Genomic DNA, 21,337 nt, shown 5'->3' with positions numbered 1-21,337 from the left:
GCGAATCGTCTGGCGCACCGGTTGTCGGCACAGGGTGTGGGTCCGGATGTGCGCGTTGGGATTGCGGTCGAGCGCTCGGTGGAGATGGTGGTGGGGCTGCTCGCGATCATGAAAGCGGGTGGCGCCTATGTGCCGTTCGATCCGTCGTATCCGGCAGCGCGACTCGCGTACATGATGGCAGACAGCGGGATTTCCCTGCTGCTGACGCAGCGTAGGGTGCACGATGCGCTGCCGCTGTCGGATGCGATCGAGGTGCTCGAACTGGACGCACTCGACCTGGCCGGCGAACCGTCGCACAACCCGGACGTTGAACTGCGAGGCGAAAACCTGGCCTACGTGATCTACACGTCGGGCTCGACAGGCCAGCCGAAGGGCGCGGCGAACCGCCATAGCGCGCTGTACAACCGTCTGGTGTGGATGCAGCAGGCGTACGCGCTGGATGCTACAGACACCGTACTGCAGAAAACCCCATTCAGCTTCGACGTCTCGGTCTGGGAGTTCTTCTGGCCGCTGATGACAGGCGCGCGTCTGGCAGTGGCCGCGCCGGACGATCATCGCGATCCGCAGAAGCTGGTTGAACTGATCGGACGTCATGCGGTGACGACACTGCATTTCGTGCCGTCGATGCTGCAGGCGTTCATTGCTTACGAAGGTGCGCAGCAGTGCACCGGCCTCAGGCGTGTGATCTGCAGTGGCGAGGCGTTGTCCACGGAGTTGAAGGACCGGGCTCTGGCCGCGCTGCCGGCAGCTGCGCTTTACAACCTGTACGGCCCGACGGAAGCGGCCATCGACGTCACGCACTGGACCTGCCAGGCGGACGATACGGTCACGCCGATCGGGCGTCCGATCGCGAACGTGCAGACGGTGGTGCTGGACGCGTCACTGAACATGACGCCGGTGGGTGTGGCAGGTGAACTGTATCTGGGCGGAGCGGGGCTGGCGCGCGGTTACCTGAACCGGTCCGCGCTGACGGCGGAGCGCTTCGTGCCGGACCCGTTCTCGACCGAGGGCGCGCGTCTTTACCGCACGGGTGATCTGGCCCGCTGGCGGGCGGATGGCGCACTGGAGTATCTGGGCCGGATCGACCATCAGGTCAAGATACGCGGTTTCCGGATCGAACTCGGAGAGATCGAGGCACAGCTTCTCGCGCAGGCCAATGTGCGCGAAGCGGTCGTGATCGCGCAGGAATCACCAACGGGTACGCGCCTGATCGCTTACGTCAGCGCCAACGCGCGTACAACGCTTGTGGTGTCCACTCTGCGTGAGGCGCTTGCCGAAGCGCTACCCGGACACATGGTCCCGTCGACGATTATCGTGCTCGACACGCTGCCGCTGAGTCCGAACGGCAAGGTGGATCGCAAGGCGTTACCCGCACCCGAGCAAAGCACAACCGCGGACCGCGCCACGGCCTACGAGCCGCCTCAAAACCCAACAGAAAGCGCTATCGCGGCAATCTGGCAAGACATCCTGGGAATCGGGCGGATCGGCCGTCACGACAATTTCTTCGAACTCGGCGGACACTCGTTATTGACGATGAAAGCGCAGCGAGCAATTTTCCGCGACCTGCAAACGGATGTTCCACTAGCATCCCTGTTCCTGAAGCCGACACTGCATGAAATCGCCGCGGAGTGCGAAGCATTGCACGCGAACACACAACGTGAGCAGCACGACAACGTCCGCGAGATGAAGTCGCTGCTCGATGAACTGATGGACTAACTCTACGTAATGGACGGTGACGTTGCGCTCACGCAGCGTCACCGGATGGAGCATGCAAAAACTGAAGACCGTACTGGCGATCGGCGCCGGTGCACTGGCCGCGCTGATCGGCGTTGGCTGCACGACCGGCGGCGCGTCGGGCGATAACGGCGGCGTCGCGAACGCTGCCGGCAGTAGCGCGCGTCCCGAGCACGTCCAGGTGCAGATTCGCCGGATGGCCGACGGCGTGCCGCATATCGAAGCCGCGGACTGGACCAGTCTCGGCTATGGCGTCGGCTTCGCGCAGGCGAGCGACAACCTGTGCACAATGGCCGATGCGTTCGTCACGTATCGCGGTGAACGTTCGCGTTATTTCGGCGCGGACGCGCATTTGCCCTTGCATTCCACGTACGGTCAACCGAAGAACATCGACGCCGACTTCTTCTTCCGGCTGATCGATACGAACGAGGTTGTCGAGACCTACCGGCAGGCGCAACCGCCGCAAATCCGGCAACTGGTGCGCGGCTTCGCGGCCGGTTACAACCGGATCGTGCAGTCGGTGCGCGACGGCAGCGCACCGGCCCGGCAATATCAGGCATGTCGCGGGCAGGCGTGGTTGACCGATATCACCGAAGCGGACATTTACCGTCGTCTGTACGCGGCGAACCTTGCTGGCGGGTACGCGCAGTTCGTCACGGCAATCGCCACGGCCGCGCCGCCCGCCGGGAACGCTCAAACCTCGTCGTCGGATCAGCGGCGCTCCACGTCCGGCATCCAGACGGCATCGCTCGATGCCGCTGCGCGTGCCTTGTCGCGGCAGTATTTTCAGGCAGGCGGGCACGTCGGACTCGGCAGCAACGGCATCGCGTTCGGCGGCGACGCCACGCCCGACGGCCAGCCCTTGCTGTTCGGCAATCCTCATTGGTTCTGGCGCGGCCCGGACCGTTTCTATCAGCAGCAACTGACGATCCCCGGCCAATTGAACGTCAGCGGCGCCGGCTTTCTCGGCGTTCCGCTCGTGATGATAGGTTTCAACGATTCGGTGGCATGGACCCACACGGTATCGAGCGCGCGACGCTTCGGCGTGTTTCAGTTGAGCTTGCAGCCCGGCAAGCCGACCACGTATCTGTTCGACGGCAAGCCAGAGCCGATGACGGCGGTGCCGCTCACCATCGATGTGCTCGACCCGAACGGTCAGCTGGTCAAACGCACGCGCACGCTGTATCGCACGCGCTTCGGCCCGCTCGTCAATCTCGGCGCGATGTCGCCGGCGTTTGCGTGGAATGGGCAGCAGGCGTTTGCGATCCGCGACATCAACGCGGACAACTTCCGGGTGTTCCGCAACTTCCTCGAATGGGATCAGGCACGCTCGCTCGACGATTTCATCGCGATTCAACGGCGCCTCGCCGCCGTGCCGTGGGTCAACACGCTCGCGATCGGGCGTGGCGATCGTCGCGCGTGGTACGCGGATATCGGCGCGGTGCCGAATGTTCCCGACGAACTCGCCGCGCAATGCGCGCCGAAGCTGGCGCCCGCGTTCGCCAGAGGCGCGCCGGGCGTGCCACTACTCGACGGCTCGCGTTCTTCGTGCAACTGGCGCACCGACGCCGGTTCGGCGCAACCGGGCGCGTTCGCCGCGAGCAGCATGCCGAGCCTGCTGCGCACCGACTACGTCGCGAACATGAACAACAGCTACTGGCTGACCAATCCCGCGCAACCGCTCACCGGTTATCCGAGGATTTTTGGCGGCGCGCCGGAGGCACCCGGATTGCGCGCGCGGCTCGGGCATCTGATGATCGCGCAGCGCATGGCGGGCAGCGACGGTTTGCCGGGGCGCGGCGCGACCAGCGCGACGGTGCGCAGTCTGTCCTTGAACAGCCGCGTGCTGTCGGCGGAACTGTTCAAGGCTGCGTTGCTGGCGCAGGTGTGTGTCGAGGATAGTGCGCATCGCATTGAGGTCAATGTGCCGAACGACGCGGCAGGAGCGGCCACGGGTGCAAACGCAGCCAGCGCAGCAAACGCAGCAAACGCAGCGAGCGCCCCGGGCGTGGAAGCACCGCGCAAAGTGGACATCGGCGTGGCGTGCCGCGTGCTGCGTGCGTGGGACAACACCGGGGCGACGCAATCGCGCGGCGCGCCATTGTGGGGTGCATTTTGGTCGCGTGCGGAAAAGATCGGCGATGCGAAACTCTACGCGACCCAGTTCGATCCCGCCGATCCGCTGAACACGCCGCGCGGATTGCAAACCGATCCGGCGCGACTCGGCGCGGCCCTTGGCGCGGCCGTGCTCGATCTGCAAAAGCAGGGCGTCGCGACCGATGCGAGCACCGGCGAGTTATTGTCCGTCACGGAAAACGGCCGCCGCATTCCGCTCTATGGCGGGTGCAGCGAAACGGGCTATTTCACGGCCGCGTGCGTATTCGGCGCGAACCGCGCGAAACCCTCCGTCGACGCCACGGACCTGGCCGGCAACAGCTATATGCAAACGGTGGGCTTTGGACAGCCGGACGCGCAGGGCGGTCCGCTTGCGTACACGATGATGGCCGATGCGCAATCCGACGATCCCGGTTCGCCGTATTTCAGCGCCGGCACGCAACGGTATGCGAGCAAGGATTGGCTGCGCATGCCGTTGGCCACCGGCATCGCGAGCGGCGCAGCCGCCGATGCCGATCGCAACGACACGATCCGGCTGGAGGCAACCATTAACGGCGGCGCGGTGGCAGGAGTGCCGCGATGACGACGCGGCGAGACTTTCTCGGCGCGTTGGCGGTGCCGCTGACGGTGCCCCTGCTGATGCCGCTGATGGCACCGGTTGCAGGCGCTTTTGCCTCGACGCCCGCGTCTGCGGGCGCCGCGATCGCGCCGCGTGTCGCAACCCCGGACCGGCCCGGCACCGAAACGCTGCTCGCGCTCGATGTGAAGCCGGTGGCGGCCGGCGCGCTCGACGTTTACGCGACGATGGGCGGTTTTCCGCCTTTGCCGGACGGTATCGTCGATTGCGGGTATCCGGCGGAGCCGAATCTCGAAGTCCTGCGCGAACTGAAGACCTCACTGATCGTCATCGAAACGATGAGCGCGAGTCTGCGCGGTCTGCTGGAACGGATCGCGCCGGTCTTCGTGCTCGATATCTATTCCGGCGCCGGCCACGCGAATATCGTCGAACGCTCGAGCGCTGAAATGATGCGGCTCGCGCGGGTCATTGGACGCGAGCGCGAGGGCGCCGCGTACATCGCCCAGCTCGACGCGCGCTTCGCCGAACTGAAAACGAAACTAGGCGGCGATTCGATCAGTTTAGCGAATCACCCGTCACGCCGCCCCGTGTTCGTCACGCAACTCGATACCGGCGGCAGCAATATCCTCATCTATGCAAAAAACTGCGTGGTGTCCGACGTGATGCAGCGGCTCGGTTTCGTCAACGCGTGGCAAGGCAAGACCAACGGCTACGGCTGCGCGGTGGTCGGTGTCGAGCAACTCGCCGTGTCGCCGCAGGCGGAGCTGCTCTACATCGATTACGGCGCATCGACCCAGGCCGCGTTGAATACGCTGACCGAGAGTCCGGTGTGGAGCCGTCTGCCGATGGTTCGCGAAGGCCGCGTGAACCCGATCCGGCCGTTCGACGTGTTCGGCTCGCTGCCGAGCGCGCGCCAGTTCGCGGATCACTTTGCAGCGGCGATCACGGCGCGGAGGTCCGCATGACGCCCGGCCTCGTGGTGGCGCAGCGCGCGCGCGGATCGCTCGCGCATCCGTGGCTGATGGCGGCCGGGCTCGGTGGCGTGGCGCTCGCCGCGACGCTCTGGCTGCTGAGCTTGCAACTGCCGTCCGCGTCCTTGCGCACGCTGTGGCATCTCGCCGATGCGTCGTCCGACGATCTCTCGCTGATCGCGTTGCGTTACGCGACGCTGCCACGGCTGGCGGTTGCGCTGGCGAGCGGCGCGGCGCTCGCGCTGGCAGGCGCGATTTTTCAGCATGTGTTGCGCAATCCGCTCGCGGAACCGACCACGCTCGGCGTGTCGGCAGGGGCAAGCGTGTCGCTCTCGGTCGTCTCGTTGTGGTTTCCGGAACTGCTGATACACGGCCGCGAATGGGTCGCGCTGGCAGGCGCGCTGGCAAGCGTCGGCGTGGTGATGGCGGTCTCGTGGAGCCGCGCGTTCTCACCCTTGAGCATGATCCTCGGCGGCCTGCTGGTCACGCTGTGTACGGGTGCATTCACGTCGGTGCTTGCGCTGTTTTTCGGGCAGAGCCTCGTGTCGGTGTTCATCTGGCAGAGCGGCGCGTTGAATCAGAACGGCTGGGCGGTTGCGCAATACTTGGTGGCACGGCTCGCGGTTGTCGCGGCAATCGTCGCGTTGATGTCGAACGCGCTCGCCGTGCTCGAACTCGGCGACGAAAGTGCCCGCAGCGTCGGCTTGCCCTTGCGCACGATCCGCGCCGGCGCATTGCTGATCGCCTCGATGCTGAGCGCGCTGGTGGTGAGCGCCGTCGGCGTGATCGGCTTTATCGGACTGGCCGGTCCGGTGCTCGCGCGGCTCGCCGGGGCTCGCACGCTGCGGCAGCGGCTCATCTGGTCGCCGGTGATCGGTGCCTGCCTGCTGTGGCTCGCCGACGAAGGCGCGCAACTCGCCGGCCGCGTGTTCGTGGAAATTCCGACCGGTGCGGTGACGGCGCTGTTCGGCGCGCCGTTGCTGTTGCTGATGCTGCCGCTCCTGAAAGACGCGGCGTTGCAGCCCGCGCCGGGCTCCTATGGGGCGTCGGCGCCGCGCAGATTGCACGCGGGCTGGCTCGTGCTGGCGGCGCTCGCGCTGGTTGTTCTCGCCACGCTGGCGGTGGATTTCAATCGCGGCCTGTCGGGCTGGCGGCTGTTGCAATGGGCCGACGTGCAGCCGCTCTTCGTGTTGCGCGTGCCGCGCGTCGCCGCGGCGCTGGCGGCGGGCGTGATGCTGGCGGTGGCGGGTGTCGTGATCCAGCGGCTGACCGCGAATCCGATGGCGAGCCCCGAAGTGCTCGGCATTTCGTCAGGTGCGTCGCTGGCGTTGATCGCGCTGCTTTTTATCGCACCGTCGGCGGGACAGGCGGTGCGTGTCGGAACCGGCGCGGCCGGCGCGCTGGCGACACTGCTCGTGATGTTCGCACTGGCGCGCAAAAGCACCTTCTCGCCGGAGCGGCTGGTGCTGGTCGGCATCGCGGTGGCGACCGTGACCGGCAGCGTCGTGTCGGTGCTGCTGACGAGCGGCGACCCACGCATGCCGATCCTGCAGGCGTGGATGGCGGGTTCGACCTATCGCGTGCAAAGTGCCGACGCGCTGGCGGCCTGCGTGGTTGCCGCGATCAGCGTCGGCTTGCTGCCGTTCGCGGCGCGCGCCCTCGAGATTCTGTCGCTCGGCGAACAGTCCGCGCGGGCAGTCGGCGTATCGGTCCCGACAGTGCGGATGGCCTTGCTCGGCTTGTGCGCGCTGGCCACCGCGGCGGCCACCCTGATTGTCGGACCGGTCTCGTTCGTGGGATTGATGGCGCCACACATGGCGCGGCTCCTCGGCTTGCGCCGCGCGGTGCCGCAAGCGCTCGCGGGCGCGTTGATCGGCGCCGCGCTGATGGTGCTCGCCGACTGGCTCGGCCGCAATGTGCTGTTCCCGAATCAGGTGCCGGCCGGCTTGCTGGTCGCATTCATCGGCGGCCCGTATTTTCTGATTCTGATGTGGAAGCAAAAATCATGAAGCTCCGATTCACGGTCCCGATGCGCGACACCGCACGCGCGACCCGACGTTTTGCAGGAAAAAGCCTATGACCCGACCCGCGAATGTGGTTGCGTTGCCCGTGTCTCGCCCACAAGCGAGCCAAGCGAGCCAAACAGGCGATAAGCCTGACGGCGCGAGCCTCGCCACGACCGGTTCGAACGGACCGCAAAACGCGTCCGATGCGTCGATTTTCGAGTTGCGCGACGTGAGTTTCGCGCTGCCCGAGCGCACCTTGTTGCGTTCGCTGACGTTGACGCTGCCCGCGCGGCGCGTGATCGGGCTGATTGGCCACAACGGTTCCGGCAAGTCCACGCTGATCAAGATTCTCGCGCGGCAGCAGCCGGCCAGCGGCGGTCAGATCCTGTTCGAAGGCAAGCCGCTCGATCAATGGCCGACGCGCGTATTCGCGCAGAAACTGGCGTATCTGCCGCAGCACACGCCTTCGGCGGCGGGGATTCTGGTGCGTGAACTGGTTGCGTTCGGCCGCTATCCGTGGCGCGGCGCGCTGGGCCGCTTCACCGAGGCCGACCGCGCGAAAGTCGACGAGGCGATGGCGCTCACCGACGTGACCGGTTTCGCCGACCGGCTGGTCGATACGCTGTCCGGCGGCGAGCGCCAGCGCGTCTGGCTGGCGATGCTGATCGCACAGGACGCCGACTATCTGTTGCTCGACGAACCGATCTCCGCGCTCGACGTCGCGCATCAGGTCGAGGTGCTGTCGCTGGTGCAGCGGCTCTCGACCGAACGCGGCATCGGCATCATCGTCGTGCTGCACGACGTCAACATGGCCGCCCGCTATTGCGATGAAATCGTCGCGCTGCACGGCGGCAGGCTGATCGCGCAGGGCACGCCGGAAGAGATTCTGACGCCCGCGCAATTGCAGGCGATCTACGGCATTTCAATGGGCGTGATGCGCCATCCCGACACCGGCGAGCCGGTGAGTTACGTGCGTTGAACGCCACACGGCTCTTACGATGAAGAAAGCGATGACCTCCACTTCCACGACACACGCGGCCGATTCGAAACCGGGTCTCTCGCACGAACTGATTCGCCTGCTGCGCCCGTTCTGGCGCGTGACGCTGTTTGCCACGCTGATGGGCGGCATGGGCGGCCTGTCCACCGCGTGGCTGCTGGCAACCATCAACGACGGGCTGCATGCGCCGGGCGGCGCGAGCGGGCGCACCATCGCGCTGTTCGTCGTGCTCTGTCTCGTCACGCTGGCTGGGCGCGCGGCGGCCGGGGTCGGCAACAGCATGATCGGACAGCAGATCATCGCCGCGCTGCGCAAGGACATTTCCGCGCGGATCGTCTGCGCGCCGATTGCGGCAATCGAGCGCTACAAGGTGCACCGGCTGATCGCGACGTTGAACGGCGACGTCGATACCGTCAGCGCGTTCACGTTCAACTTCTCCGGATTCGCGATTGCATTCGCGATCGTGATCGGCTGCGTCGTCTATATGCTGGTGCTCTCGCCGCTGCTGTTCGTGCTCGCGGCAGCCGCGATCGCGCTGGGGCTGCTCTTCAACCGCAATGCGTCGCGTCGCTGGACGCGCCACTACGAAGGCGTGCGAGGCGCGCAGGACGAATTGCAGAAGCAGTACCGCGCGATCACCGAAGGCGCGAAGGAGTTGCGTCTGAATCGCGAGCGGCGCGAGCGGGTGTATGGCGCGCAATTATCCGGCGCGGCCGATACGATCGCCGATCTGAAGACACGCGCGATGCGCATATTCTGGGCCACCGACGCCGCGAGTTCGACGCTGTTCTTTGCGGTGATCGGCGTGCTGCTGGTGGCGCAATACCGGCTCGGGGTCGATCCGCGCGTGATCAGCGGATTCGTGATCGTGCTGCTATACGTGCGCGGCCCGGTCGATCAGCTGGCGAGCGCGTTGCCTGCGCTCGGTCAGGCGCAGGTGTCGTTCCGGCGGATCGCGGAATTGAGCTCGCAATTCACGAGCCGCGAGCCGTATCTGCTCGACGATAGGGAAGGGCAGGCGCAGGAACCTCTGACGGTGCGCGAGGACATCACGTTGCGCGCGGCGAGCTATACCTATGCGTCGAATGGCGATGTCGTGCCGTTCAGTCTCGGCCCGGTCGATCTGACGATCCAGCGCGGCGAGACGCTGTTTATCGTCGGCGAAAACGGTTGTGGCAAGACCACGCTGATCAAACTCCTGCTCGGCTTGTACAGTCCGGGCTCGGGTCAGTTGCTGCTCGACGGCGTGCCGGTTCCGGCCGAACAGATCGATGCCTACCGGCAGATGTTCTCCGCAGTGTTCTCCGATTACTACCTGTTCGACGACCTCGTCGCGCGCGACCCGGAAATGATCGCGCGAGCCCAGAAGTGGCTCGAACATCTGGAGATTGCGCACAAGGTGAAGATCAGCGACGGCGTGTTTTCGACGATCGATCTGTCGGCGGGCCAGCGCAAACGGCTCGCGCTCGTGCATGCGATGCTCGAAGAACGGCCGGTGATGATGTTCGACGAATGGGCCGCCGATCAGGACCCCACCTTCCGGCGCGTGTTTTATAACGAGTTCCTGCCGGAACTGAAACGGCAGGGCAAGACACTGATCGTGATCTCGCACGACGACCGGTTCTTCGATACGGCCGACCGGGTGATCCGGTTGTCAGGCGGCAAGATCGTGGAAGCAACAACGCGAATCGAGGTCGCGCGCGAGGGATGACCGCATGATGACCTCAGGGCGTCGCGCGGGGATTCGCGACGCCGTGAAAGGAGGATTGACGATTGATCCAGTCGGTCCGGGTATTGATAGCGATTCTCAACAGGATGCTATCGATACCCTGAAGATACCCGCACAGCCGGCGTTAGTGCCCGTGACCGCCCTGGCCGCCGCCGCTGCTCCATGAACTGCCGCCGCCGCCTCCGTGTCCGCCCCCGCCACCGTGCCAGCCGCCGTTCCCACCATGCCAGCCACCGCCGTGCCACCCTCCGCCATGCCAGTAGCCGCCGTGCCCATGGTAGTAGCAGCACGCGCCACCCCAGCCGCCCCAGATGTCGACCGTGCCGTAAGCCGGTCCATACGCACCGTACGGTCCATATGCGTAATCGTAGCCCGGGTAGTAGTAGGGGTACCCGTAGCCATATCCCGGTGCGACAGCGCACCCGGCGAGAGCTGCCGCCACAGCCAGGATCGCGACTGATGCAATAAGCCTGCTCACGATTTTCTCCCGCCTCCTCGTATAAGAATGAGAAAAACACTGTGCCCGGGAGTTCAGCGGGATTTGTGTCCGCAAATTACCGGCCACAAGCGTCACGACGCCGCCATGGGGTCTGTGCGACGATCCAACGCCATAGCGGTCGCGCGTTGCGGCAAGTCTTCCAGACTATGACAGAGTCATCTGCCTGTAACAGTTCGTTAAATATTCGAAACGTAACTGTAGGGCGGGCCTGATACTTTCGCGTCAGACAATTCCCCCTTTGAATCCAGACCATGCCTGTGCTGACGCTGGACGAAGAAGAACGTATCCCACATTGCCGGGCCGCCTGATGCGAAGCCTGCACAAAACTGGCCGTCAATGAAGCACGATCCCCAGCCAGCGACCGCCTCGGAATGGCGTGCCCAAGGCGACGCCTGCGTCGCTCGCGGCGAACTCGAGGCCGCGCTCCAATGTTTCGAGTCGGCGCGCGCGCTCGATCCCACCGACTGTGCCGCCCTTGAGCACCTCGCGGGAACGCTTGCGGTGCTGAACCGCTTTCCCGAAGCCGTGGTTCGCTATCACGAGGCGATCGCGCTCGATCCGCTCAATACCAATCTGCGTCATGGCCTCGGCTGGTCGCTCGAGCAGATGCATCGGCTCGAGCAGGCGATCGACGCCTATCGCGACGCAGTCCGGCTGAATCCGCAGGCCGACGGCTCGTACAACAACATGGGCAACTGTCTGCAGGCGCTCGGCCGTTTCGACGAGTCGCACGAAGCCTATCGCCGCGCAATCGAAGCCGCTCCGCAGGTGCCGCTGTATTACCGCAACTTCGTGCAATCCAAGCGCCTTAGCGCCGACGATCCGGTGTTCGCCGCGCTCGAGCGATTCGCCGGCAATGTCGGGACGCTTACGCCCGCCAATCAGGCGGAGTTTCACTTCGCCTATGGTCAGGCGCTGTCCGATGTGGGCCGCAACGATGCCTCGTTCGATCATTTCCTGAAGGGCAATGCCTTGCACCGTGCCGGCGTGCGTTATGACGAGGCCGCGTCGCTCGGCCTGTTCGCGCATTTGCCGGAACTCCTCACCGCCCAGGTGCTGGAGGCCAAACGCGGTCTGGGCGATCCGTCGGCCGCACCGACTTTTATTGTCGGCATGCCGCGCTCCGGCTCGACCCTGATCGAACAGATTCTCGCGAGTCATCCGCAGGTTCTCGGCATGGGCGAGCGCACGGACTTCGGCGAGGCGCTGGTGAATTGCATCGGCCGCGATTCAGACGACCCGTTGCGCATCGATATCGAAGCTTTGGAGGGCGTCGGCGCCACGCAACTGCGCACGCTCGGCGCCGACTATGTGCGCCGCATGCGCACGCCGCTGCCGGAAATGCCGACCTCGGCGTCGGGCTACACGCGCTTCACCGACAAATATCCGTTCAATTTCATCAATGTCGGGCTGATTCACCTGGCGTTGCCGAACGCGCGCTTCATTCATAGCAGCCGTTCGCCGTTGCAAAGCTGTCTGTCGATTTTCTCTCGAATTTTTCATGACGTACCGTTCAGTTACGATCTGGGTGAACTGGGCCGCTACTACCGCGCGTACGACGCGCTGATGGCGCATTGGCAACGCGTGTTGCCCGAGGGCACGATGATTGAAGTCAAGTATGAAGAACTGGTCGACGACCTCGAAGGCAATGTCCGGCGTTTGCTCGCGCATTGCGGACTCGATTGGGACGAGCGTTGCCTGTCGTTTCACCAGACTGCGCGCCAGGTGAATACGGCCAGCGCGGCGCAGGTGCGCCGCCCGATCTACAAGACCTCGCTACGGCGCTGGCAGCCGCGCGAGGCGCTGCTGCAACCGCTGTTCGACGGTTTGGGACCGGCGTTGGCGCCGGCCGGGAGTTTCAGCGCGCCTGCGGCGGATACCGGGGCACCGGCAATTGATACGGAGCGTAAGTCATGAGCACAATCCGCGGGGCCGTCATATGGATGACCGGTTTGTCCGGCGCCGGTAAATCGACCCTGGCCGACGCGTTGCACCTGCGTCTGAAGGGAGCAGGGCAAAGCTCGGTCGTGCTCGACGGCGACGTGCTGCGGCGCGGCCTGACCGCCGGCCTCGGCTTTACGCCCGAAGACCGCGCCGAAAATCTGCGGCGGGTGGCGCATGTCGCGGAACTGTTCATGCAGCAGGGCTTCATCGCGATTGCCGCGGTGATCTCGCCTGAGCATGAACATCGGCGCATGGCTCGCGAGATCGTGGGCGAAGGGTTCGTCGAGGTCTACGTGAACGCGCCGCTGGCGGTGTGTGAGGCGCGCGATGTCAAAGGCCTCTACGCGCGTGCGCGGCGCGGCGAGATTCCCAATTTCACCGGCATTTCGGGGCCGTACGATGTGCCGCTCGACCCCGATGTGATGATCGAAACCGATCGGGTGTCGATCGAAGAGGCGGTGGATCGCCTGCTCGTGCATCTGGTCGCCATCGGTTGCCTGCCCAGAGAAAGCGGGCTTGACAGACCCCGGCTCGCAAAATAGCCGTCAGGCGCACGTAGCGCCCACAGCGTCGGTCGAGGGCGCAAATTTTTCACCAGGCGCTGGGCGTTTCGCTATACCTTTTCGGCTACTCGTGGATGAAAAGGGTGATGCGTCGATGCCGACATTGTCGATACGAAAAATAAGGCCGAACGTCGAAGCGCTGGTTCTGGCGGCCGATCTGGCCGGCACGGTTGTGTTCGCGATCGAGGGTGCGCTCAGTGCCATGCGCGGCGGTCTCGATCTGCTGGGTGTGATGGTGATCTCGTTTGTCGCGGCGTTAGGCGGCGGGGTGATCCGCGATCTGCTGATCGGCGATTCGCCGCCTAACGCGATACGCGACTGGCGCTACCCGGCGTTGACGTTCGCCACCGGCCTGCTCACGTTTGTTTTCCATTCCACCGTCCAGCAGTTTCCTGTCGCGCTGATTACCGTGCTCGACGCCGCCGGTCTCGCGCTGTTTGCGGTGGCGGGCGTCGAGAAAGCGTTGCTGTTCGGGATCCGTCCGTTTATCGCCATGCTGATGGGCACTGTCACGGGTGTGGGCGGCGGCGTGATCCGCGACGTGTTGATGGCGCGCGTGCCGCTCGTGCTGCATGCCGACATCTACGCGACCGCAGCCTTCGCAGGCGCATTCGTTGTGGTGCTCGCGCGGCGCGCCGGCTTGCCGCCCGGCGTCGCGGCGCTCGCCGGCGGCGCGGTGTGCTTCATCTTGCGCGTGCTGGCGGTGACCTACGGCTGGCATCTGCCGAAGGCGTCGCTCTCAGCGCTTGCGTAAAGGCTCGATCAGCGACGACAAACCGTTGTGATCGATCTCGTGCATCAAGGCCAGCAGCCGGCCGATTTCACCCGGCGGGAAGCCCTGGCTCGCAAACCAGTTCAGATAGTGGCCGGGCAGATCCGCGATCAGCCGGCCTTTGTATTTGCCGTACGGCATCACGCGCGTAACCAGCAGTTCGAGGTGTTCGGGATTCATTGCTGAGGGGTCGGCGCAAAGCGCGTTGAGCGCGGTAGTGTGAGCGGCTGCTGAAGCAGCATTTTAGCCGCGCTGCAGGCATTGCGCCGGCGTGGTAACGTCGGCGCTTTCCTTTTACAGACAACAGGACAGGTTCGATGGAATACCGCAGACTCGGCGACTCGGATGTGAAGGTTAGCCTGATCGGTCTCGGCACCATGACGTGGGGCGAGCAGAACACCGAGCAGGAAGCGCATGCGCAGATCGATTACGCGCTCGATCACGGCGTCAATCTGCTCGACGCGGCGGAAATGTACCCGGTGCCGCCGCGCCCCGAGACGCAAGGTTCGACCGAGCGCTATATCGGCACGTGGATCGCGCAGCATCGCGGCGCGCGCGAGAAGATCGTGCTTGCCACCAAGATCGCCGGCCCGGCGCGTCAGCCACACAATCCGCGCCATATTCGCGGCGAGGGCAACCAGTTCGACCGCAAGAACCTGACCGAAGCGCTGAACGACAGCCTGAAGCGCCTGCAAACGGACTACGTCGATCTGTACCAGTTGCACTGGCCGGATCGCAGCACGATGACGTTTGGCCGCCCCGCGTATCCATGGGTCGACGACGCCTACACGGTGCCGATCGAAGAAACGCTGTCGGTGCTCGCCGAGTTCGTCAAGGCAGGCAAGATTCGCCATATCGGCGTGTCGAACGAAACGCCCTGGGGTGTCGCGCAGTTTCTGCGCGCCGCGGAAAAGCTCGGCTTGCCGCGCATTGTCAGCATCCAGAACCCGTATAGCCTGTTGAACCGCACCTACGAAGCGGGCTTGTCCGAGTATGCACATCGCGACAATCTCGGCTTGCTTGCCTATTCGCCGTTGGCCTTCGGCTGGCTGTCGGGCAAGTATGAAGGCGGCGCGCGTCCGGCAGGCGCCCGCATTTCGCTATTTGAGCGCTTTCAACGCTATAGCAAGCCGCAAGCGGTGCAGGCCACCACGCGCTATGTGGAACTGGCCAAGCGCCACGGCTTGTCGCCCGCGCAGTTTGCGCTCGCCTTCGTCAACAGCCGGCCGTTCGTGACGAGTAATCTGATTGGCGCGACATCGCTCGATCAGTTGAAGGAAAACATCGCCAGCGCCGAGGTGAAACTCTCGCCGGAAGCCCTCGCGGAAATCGACAAGCTGCATGAACTGCAGCCTAATCCGGCGCCCTAAGGCAACTGGGGCAACTGGGGCAACTGGGGCAACTGGGGCAACCGGAGGAGTTTGGGCGCGGCAAGGCGAGTGGATCCGCCTTGCTTGCCTCGAACTCGATCAACCTCGCCCAGACTCAAACGAACGCACCTGACGAAGGCTCAGCGAATCTTCAGCTTCGAGCGCACCGCATAAAGCGCCAGCAAACTCACTACCGCGCAGAACATCAGATAGAAGCCGGGCGCGAGCTTGTTGCCGCTCGCGTCGATCAGCCAGGTAATCACGAAGGGCGCAAAGCCGCCGAACACCGTCACGCCGATGTTGTAGCTGGCCGCAAGACCGGTGGCGCGCGTTTGCGTCGGGAAAATCTCCGACATCAGCGCGGGCAGCGCGCCGAAGTACGCCGCCTTCAATGCGCCGATCCAGATCAGGGCCAGCAGCATCGTGGTGAACGACGGATGCGCGTTCATATACATGAAGGCCGGATAGACCGTCAGCAACATCAACGTCGCCGCAACCGCCATGATGCGGATCCGTCCTGCGCTGTCGGATAGATGGCCGGCGAACGGCGTCAGCACCGTCAGCACGATGCCTGTGGCGAGCGTGGCCGCGAAACCGGTCGAGGCGGGCAGGTGCAGTTGCTTGATCGCGTAGGTCGGCATGTACAGGATCATGTAGTTGGCCGCGGTCGAAATCACCAGCGAGCCGACCGCGAGCAGCATACGGACCTTCTGCGCGCCGAACAGATCGCGCAGCGGCGTACGCGTTTTGGGTTCCGTGTCGAACTCGGCGCCTTCGTCCACGTAGCGGCGGATATAGAAGCCGACCGGGCCGATCACGAGGCCGAACAGAAACGGAATACGCCAGCCCCAGGATTCGAGTTGCGCCGCCGTGAGCTGGCTCGTCAGCAAGGCGCCGAAACCGGAGGCGAGCAGCGTCGCGAGGCCCTGGCTCGCGAACTGCCAACTGCCCATGAAGCCGCGCCGCTCGGGGGCATGCTCGACCAGAAACGCGGTGGAGGCGCCGAATTCGCCGCCCGCCGAGAATCCCTGGACCAGCCGCGACAGCATGATGCCGGCGGGCGCCCACACGCCGATTGCGGCATACGGTGGCATCACGGCGATCGTCAAGGTGCCGATCATCATCAGGCCGATCGACAGCAGCAGCGACGCCTTGCGGCCCGCGCGGTCCGCGAGTGAACCGAGCACGAATCCGCCGAGTGGGCGGATCAGGTACGAGATGCCGAAGGTGCCGAGCGTGAGCATCAACGAGATCGCTTCGGTGCGCGCCGGGAAGAACAGCTTTGCGATCGTGACCGCGAAGAAACCGTAGACGACGAGGTCGAACCATTCAAGCGCATTGCCGATCGACGCCGCGAGAATGATGCGATGGATTTTCGCGGCGGACGGCCGTGCGGCGCCGGCTTGCAGGGTGGACGTGATCATCGTGGGCGTGCCTCGTGGCGGATGCGGCTGGCAGGGAACTGCGGGCGAACGGTCAATGAAGGCCAATGAAGGGCGAGTGGAGATCGGATGAGCGGCAGACGTGCTGCGTCGATCGCTCAGCCCGCGGCTTCTGGATGTGTTGCGCTCGCGTGCGGCGCGTTCTCGCCGAGATCCCAGAACAGCCCCGCCATGATCTGCAGACCTTCGCGTACCACGGGTCCGAGCAGATGTTCGTTCGGCGCGTGTTGCGAGCAGGCCGGGTATGAATGCGGCACCCAGATGGTCGGCAGACCGAGCGTGTCAGCGAATACTTCGTTGGGCAGCGTGCCGCCGAGATTCGGCAGTACGGCTGTTTTCTTGCCGGTGGTCTGTTCCAGCGAGGCGATGGCCCACGTCACCCACGGGTCGTCGGGATTCAGACGGGTGGCCGGCGCTCCACGCTCGACGCCGATCTCGACCAGCGAAAAACCATGCGCGTCCAGATGGGCGCGCAGGTGCTGCGCCAGGTTTTCCCAGTCGGTGCCGACCACAAAGCGCAACTGGCAATGCGCGAACGCCGACGACGGAATGGCATTGACCGGGTTCTCGGGATTGCCCGCCTTGAAGGCCAGCACTTCGAAGCTGTTCCAGCCGAACACGCGTTCTGGCGGCGTGAGGCCGGGCTCGCCCCAGTTGTCGTCGACGGCCGGGTCGCCCGGGCCGCCGCCTACCGTGATATCGGCGAGCGCCCGGCGGACGGCCTCGGGGATCGGCGGCGGACGCAAGCCGTCGACAGCGATCACGCCGCGGGCATCGACCAGGCTGGCGAGTGCATTTGCCAGCACGGTGGCCGGGTTGCGCAACAGTCCGCCCCAATTGCCCGAGTGGTGCGCGCCGTCGCGCAGATTCAGCGAGAGCTTGAAGTTCACCGAGCCACGCGAGCCGAGGAAGACGGTGGGGCGGCGCGCGGCGAGACGCGGACCGTCGGAGGCGATCAGCACGTCCGCGGCCAGTTCCTGTTTGTGCTGGTGGCAGACCGCGTCGAGTCCTGGCGAGCCGGTTTCCTCGCCCATTTCGATCAGCAGCTTCGCGTTGAAGCCGAGTTTGCCGCCGCGCGCGGCCAGTACGCTCGCGAGCGCCGCGAGGTTGATCGAGTGCTGGCCCTTGTTGTCGGCGGTGCCCCGGCCATACCAGCGTTCGCCTTCGACGGTCACGGCCCAGGGCGTCAGCGGCGCACGCCACTGGCTGTCGTAGCCGCGCACGACGTCGCCGTGGCCGTAGATCAGCACGGTAGGCAGGCGATCGTCTTCGTGGCGATTGGCGATCAGGAACGGCCCGAACCCTTGCGCCGGGTTGTCGACAATGCGCGTGCCGAAGCCGAGTTCTTCGACTTCGGGCGCGATTTCGTCGATCAGATAGGACAGCAGCGTGGCGGCACGGTCGCTTTCCTGGCTCTCGGTGCGAAAGCCCACGCGACGGTTGAGGTTCTCCAGAAAGGCGCCGGATTCGAAATGATGGGTGGCGTGTTCGATGGCCTGGTTGCGGCTCAAGGTTTGTCTCCGATGCGAGTGCGGGGGATGGCGGCGACGTGGCGCCCTGTGTGGCACGTCTGGTTCGCGGCCATCAGCTTCGAAACGATTCTAGGAGGCCGTTATTTTTGTCACAATGATCGTGTTTCGAAACTTGCATTGCCGAAAAGGCAAAGCTCGGCACCTCGGCGCGCGCTCGCATACGCTTGCGCGTCCACCCGCATAGGCATCGTTCATGGCACTTTCATTGCACGGCATCGCATTGCGCTACTTCGTTGAAGTGGCTCGCACGGGTTCGATCAGCGACGCGTCCACGCGGCTGCATGTGGCCGTTTCGGCGATCAGCCGGCAGATCGCGCGGCTCGAAAGCGATCTCGGCGTTGCGCTGTTCGAGCGTCGGCCGCGTGGCATGTCGCTCTCCGAGGCGGGCGAGCGGCTGCTTGCCTACGCGCAGCGCAGCCTGCTCGAGGCGGAGCATGTGATGAAGGAGATCGGTGGCCTCGAGGCGTTGCACGGCAGCATGATCAAGGTCGCCAGCTCGGAGGGGTTTGCCGCGGATTTTCTGCCCTGCGCCATGGCGGCGTTCCGCGGCCACTACCCGGGGATCGACTTCACGCTTTCCGTGGTGGCGCCGGGCGAGGCGACCCGCCGGGTGCGCGACGGCGACGCCGATCTCGCGCTGACGTTCAGTCTTGCACCGGAAAAGGGCGTCAAGGTCGAGCACACCGAGCGTGCGCCGGTGCTGGCGCTGCTGCGCGCCGATCATCCGCTGGCCGCGCGTGCGCGGGTGTCGCTTGCCGATCTGCGGCGCTATCCGCTGGTGCTGCCGGAGCCCGGCACGACGATCCGGCAGTTGATCGACGTTACCTGTGCGCTTGAAGGCGTGTTGCTCGAGCCCGATCTCACCAGCAACAATAGTGGCGCGATGTACCGCTACGCGCAGAAGTCCGGGGCGATCATGTTCACGGGGCTGCTATCGGTGCGCGACCGTTATGCCGAGGACGGCTTTGTCGCGATACCGCTGACGCACCCGCAGATGCGTCAGCGCAGCATCCAGGTGCAGACCATGGCCGGGCGGGAGTTGCCGCCGTCGGTCAAGGCGTTCCGCGACCATCTGATTGCTGAAATCGGCGACGCGAAGCCCGCGGATGCTGCGGCGCCGAAGCCGGCCCGAAAGCGCGGCAAGGCCTCCTGAAAGGCCTCCTGAAAGGCAAATCTCCCTGCCGGACGGCGAAACGCGACCTAAACTGTGGTGACGGGGCGGGCTGGCGGGCCTTTGCGGCGCCGCTTGTGATACTGGGGCTCACACCAGTGGTAGGATTCAGCCCGAAAAACGGAAAGCGGTACGTGATGAATGAACGTGCCGTGCATAACAGAGCGATAGGAATCAGGACATCGAATGGCGCAACAAAAAACCAACCCTAAACTTGAGCAGGCGCTGACGCGCGGGGATCTTGCAATTCGCCAGGCCAACTCGGCGCGGGCGACGGCGTTGCTACGCGCGTTGGGCAAGATGATTGCCGAGGCGTCGGCGACGATCGGCGTGGAGGCATTTACGCTGATTCCGGACGGCGACAAGATTTACGATCCCACCGATGGGCTGTGGCCGCAGGAATTGCTGGTTTCGCTCGACGGCCCTGTTGAGGAAGCGGATCCGGATGAGGTTCGAACGGTGCGGTTGATTGCCGATGATCCTGGCACGGTGTTCAGGGTGCAATGGCAGCGGGCGGATGGGAAGATCGGGCGTCAGGATGGGGGGCCGTTTGCAACGGTGGCGTTTATTTCTGATGTGGATATTCCTTGGACGGATGATGAGGATTGAGGGGGCGCGGGGCGCTGGGTTTTGGTTTTTTTCTGGTTTGATGTTTTTGGTGTTTTGTTGATCTGGCTTTTTTGGCCTTTCCTTGTTGTGTTAGTGGTTTATTAGTGTCGCCCCTGTGCGGGGCGGCACTGTAGTGGTCCAATGGTCCTGGACACCTCTAAAGGGGATAATTCTCCAACTGAGGTGAGAGATGAGCAGACGGAACATAACTGACGAATTCAAGGCTGAAGCGGTGCAACTGGTGGTTGCCCAGGGCTATTCATTCTCCAAGGCCTGTGAGGCGCTGGGCGTAGGAGACACGGCCTTGCGGCGATGGGTTGCGCAGTGGCGGGCCGAACAGGCTGAGCCGCCGCGCACTGAGATTCAGGTCAAGGCCGACCAGCGACGCATCCGGGAACTGGAGGCGCGGGTGATCGAGCTCGAAAGGGAGCGCGAGATCCTAAAAAAGTCCACGGCCTTCTTCGTCAAGGAAATGGATCGCTCATCGAAGTGATCCATTCGCTGAAGAAGGCCTGGCCGGTGAGCGTGATGTGCGAGCTGCTGAAGGTGCCTCGAAGCAGCTATTACGCCGTTTCCACACGGCCCGCCAGAGTTGCTGCTGCGCCCGCGCTGCTCAAGGCGGTGCGCGAAATTCACGGCGAAAGCCGCGCCAGCTATGGCAGTCGCAGAATGGCTCAGGCCTTGCAGCAGCGAGGCCACGCGATCGGGCGTTACCGTGCCCGATCGCTGATGCGCGAGGCACAACTGGCGGTGGCGCGACGACGAACGCACCGTTATCGCAAGACTGACGGTGAAGCGCTGGTGGCTCCCAACCTGCTTGAGCGTCGGTTCGAGCCGTCGTCGATCAATCAGGTATGGGCGGGCGATATTACGTACGTGAGAACGCTTCAGGGCTGGTCCTATCTGGCCATCGTGATGGATCTGTATTCACGCCGTATCGTCGGCTGGGCGTTTGCGCAACTGCCCGATACGGTACTGGTTATCAGGGCTTTGCAGCAGGCGCGCGAGCATCGACGGCCGCCACCGGGCCTGATGTTCCACTCGGATCAGGGATGCCAGTACACCAGCGCGCACTTCGTGAACGAGCTGAAGGCAAACGGCATCATCCAGAGCATGAGCAGAAAGGGGAACTGCTGGGATAACGCGCCGGTGGAGCGCTTCTTTAGAAGTCTCAAAAGCGAATGGATCGACGATAAAGGGTACCCCGACCACGCATATGCGGAACGCGACATCGGGGCCTACATCGACGACTTTTATAACTACAGGCGCATCCATTCAGCGGCAGACGGTCTGCCACCGGCACGAT

Annotated in this window: 17 protein-coding genes; 13 read left to right on the top strand and 4 right to left on the bottom strand. The window is 64.4% G+C overall.

Annotation, left to right across the window (positions count from 1 at the left end; all coding sequences use genetic code 11):
• From BCY88_RS33745 to BCY88_RS33720, 6 genes are all read left to right on the top strand, one after another.
• The coding region (locus BCY88_RS33745) for an amino acid adenylation domain-containing protein (RefSeq protein ID WP_120348448.1) at nt 1-1,716 on the top strand (1,716 nt) is incomplete at its 5' end.
• Between the two features lie 52 nt (nt 1,717-1,768).
• Nucleotides 1,769-4,432, top strand: a complete 2,664-nt coding sequence (locus BCY88_RS33740; protein ID WP_120348445.1) for a penicillin acylase family protein — start codon at nt 1,769-1,771, stop codon at nt 4,430-4,432.
• Nucleotides 4,429-5,391 carry an ABC transporter substrate-binding protein gene (locus BCY88_RS33735; RefSeq protein ID WP_120348444.1) on the top strand — a complete coding sequence of 321 codons (963 nt, stop codon included), beginning with the start codon at nt 4,429-4,431 and terminating at the stop codon, nt 5,389-5,391. Before BCY88_RS33740 ends, BCY88_RS33735 begins: the two co-directional genes overlap by 4 nt.
• Nucleotides 5,388-7,406 (top strand): Fe(3+)-hydroxamate ABC transporter permease FhuB, encoded by a 2,019-nt coding sequence (fhuB, locus tag BCY88_RS33730; RefSeq protein WP_120348443.1) that lies wholly within the window; start codon nt 5,388-5,390, stop codon nt 7,404-7,406. The genes BCY88_RS33735 and fhuB overlap by 4 nt, the downstream gene beginning before the upstream one ends.
• 67 nt (nt 7,407-7,473) lie before the next feature.
• On the top strand, nt 7,474-8,382 hold the full coding sequence (locus tag BCY88_RS33725) for an ATP-binding cassette domain-containing protein (protein ID WP_120348442.1): 909 nt from the start codon (nt 7,474-7,476) through the stop codon (nt 8,380-8,382).
• 31 nt (nt 8,383-8,413) lie between these two features.
• Nucleotides 8,414-10,111 (top strand): cyclic peptide export ABC transporter, encoded by a 1,698-nt coding sequence (locus BCY88_RS33720; protein WP_120348447.1) that lies wholly within the window; start codon nt 8,414-8,416, stop codon nt 10,109-10,111.
• A 142-nt stretch (nt 10,112-10,253) separates the two neighbouring features.
• Here BCY88_RS33720 and BCY88_RS33715 read toward each other — a convergent pair whose 3' ends face one another.
• Nucleotides 10,254-10,607, bottom strand: a complete 354-nt coding sequence (locus BCY88_RS33715; RefSeq protein ID WP_120348441.1) for a hypothetical protein — start codon at nt 10,605-10,607, stop codon at nt 10,254-10,256.
• Nucleotides 10,608-10,964: 357 nt separating this feature from the next.
• Here BCY88_RS33715 and BCY88_RS33710 point away from each other — a divergent pair, with 357 nt between their 5' ends.
• From BCY88_RS33710 to BCY88_RS33700, 3 genes are all read left to right on the top strand, one after another.
• Nucleotides 10,965-12,545, top strand: coding sequence for a tetratricopeptide repeat-containing sulfotransferase family protein (locus BCY88_RS33710; RefSeq protein WP_120348440.1), 1,581 nt, complete (start codon nt 10,965-10,967; stop codon nt 12,543-12,545).
• Entirely contained in the window at nt 12,542-13,114 is a 573-nt protein-coding gene (gene cysC, locus BCY88_RS33705) for an adenylyl-sulfate kinase (RefSeq protein ID WP_120348439.1), read from the top strand. The genes BCY88_RS33710 and cysC overlap by 4 nt, the downstream gene beginning before the upstream one ends.
• 115 nt (nt 13,115-13,229) lie before the next feature.
• A complete protein-coding gene (locus BCY88_RS33700; RefSeq protein ID WP_183081518.1) occupies nt 13,230-13,889 on the top strand; it encodes a trimeric intracellular cation channel family protein in 660 nt (219 codons plus the stop codon).
• Here the strand turns inward: BCY88_RS33700 and BCY88_RS33695 are convergent.
• Nucleotides 13,875-14,087 (bottom strand): DUF3820 family protein, encoded by a 213-nt coding sequence (locus BCY88_RS33695; protein ID WP_006048800.1) that lies wholly within the window; start codon nt 14,085-14,087, stop codon nt 13,875-13,877. The two genes, BCY88_RS33700 and BCY88_RS33695, sit on opposite strands and share 15 nt — an antisense overlap.
• A 137-nt stretch (nt 14,088-14,224) precedes the next feature.
• On the opposite strand from BCY88_RS33695, the gene BCY88_RS33690 reads away from it, so the two are divergent.
• On the top strand, nt 14,225-15,277 hold the full coding sequence (locus BCY88_RS33690) for an NADP(H)-dependent aldo-keto reductase (RefSeq protein ID WP_120348438.1): 1,053 nt from the start codon (nt 14,225-14,227) through the stop codon (nt 15,275-15,277).
• Nucleotides 15,278-15,417: 140 nt separating this feature from the next.
• Here the strand turns inward: BCY88_RS33690 and BCY88_RS33685 are convergent, their stop codons facing one another.
• Both BCY88_RS33685 and BCY88_RS33680 read right to left on the bottom strand, forming a co-directional pair.
• On the bottom strand, nt 15,418-16,701 hold the full coding sequence (locus BCY88_RS33685; protein WP_120348437.1) for an MFS transporter: 1,284 nt from the start codon (nt 16,699-16,701) through the stop codon (nt 15,418-15,420).
• 116 nt (nt 16,702-16,817) lie between these two features.
• The gene (locus BCY88_RS33680) at nt 16,818-18,230 is read right to left on the bottom strand and encodes a M20 family metallopeptidase (RefSeq protein WP_120348436.1); all 1,413 of its coding nucleotides are present in this window, start codon (nt 18,228-18,230) and stop codon (nt 16,818-16,820) included.
• A 214-nt stretch (nt 18,231-18,444) separates the two neighbouring features.
• Here BCY88_RS33680 and BCY88_RS33675 point away from each other — a divergent pair, with 214 nt between their 5' ends.
• The 3 genes from BCY88_RS33675 to BCY88_RS33660 all read left to right on the top strand — a co-directional run.
• On the top strand, nt 18,445-19,404 hold the full coding sequence (locus tag BCY88_RS33675) for a LysR family transcriptional regulator (RefSeq protein ID WP_120348435.1): 960 nt from the start codon (nt 18,445-18,447) through the stop codon (nt 19,402-19,404).
• Between the two features lie 204 nt (nt 19,405-19,608).
• Nucleotides 19,609-20,031, top strand: coding sequence for a hypothetical protein (locus tag BCY88_RS33670; protein WP_120348434.1), 423 nt, complete (start codon nt 19,609-19,611; stop codon nt 20,029-20,031).
• A gap of 190 nt (nt 20,032-20,221) precedes the next feature.
• Nucleotides 20,222-21,337 (top strand): IS3 family transposase gene (locus BCY88_RS33660; protein WP_220669656.1). Its coding sequence is split into 2 segments (ribosomal slippage), with 1,117 coding nucleotides annotated over them: nt 20,222-20,480 and nt 20,480-21,337; the frame shifts between segments, so codons are not numbered across the junction. This gene is flagged as partial in the annotation.

Source organism: Paraburkholderia fungorum (genome assembly GCF_003610895.1).
GTDB lineage: Bacteria > Pseudomonadota > Gammaproteobacteria > Burkholderiales > Burkholderiaceae > Paraburkholderia > Paraburkholderia fungorum_B.
The sequence above is the reverse complement of the archived record's forward strand: the minus strand, read 5'-3'. Positions and strand labels throughout refer to the sequence as shown.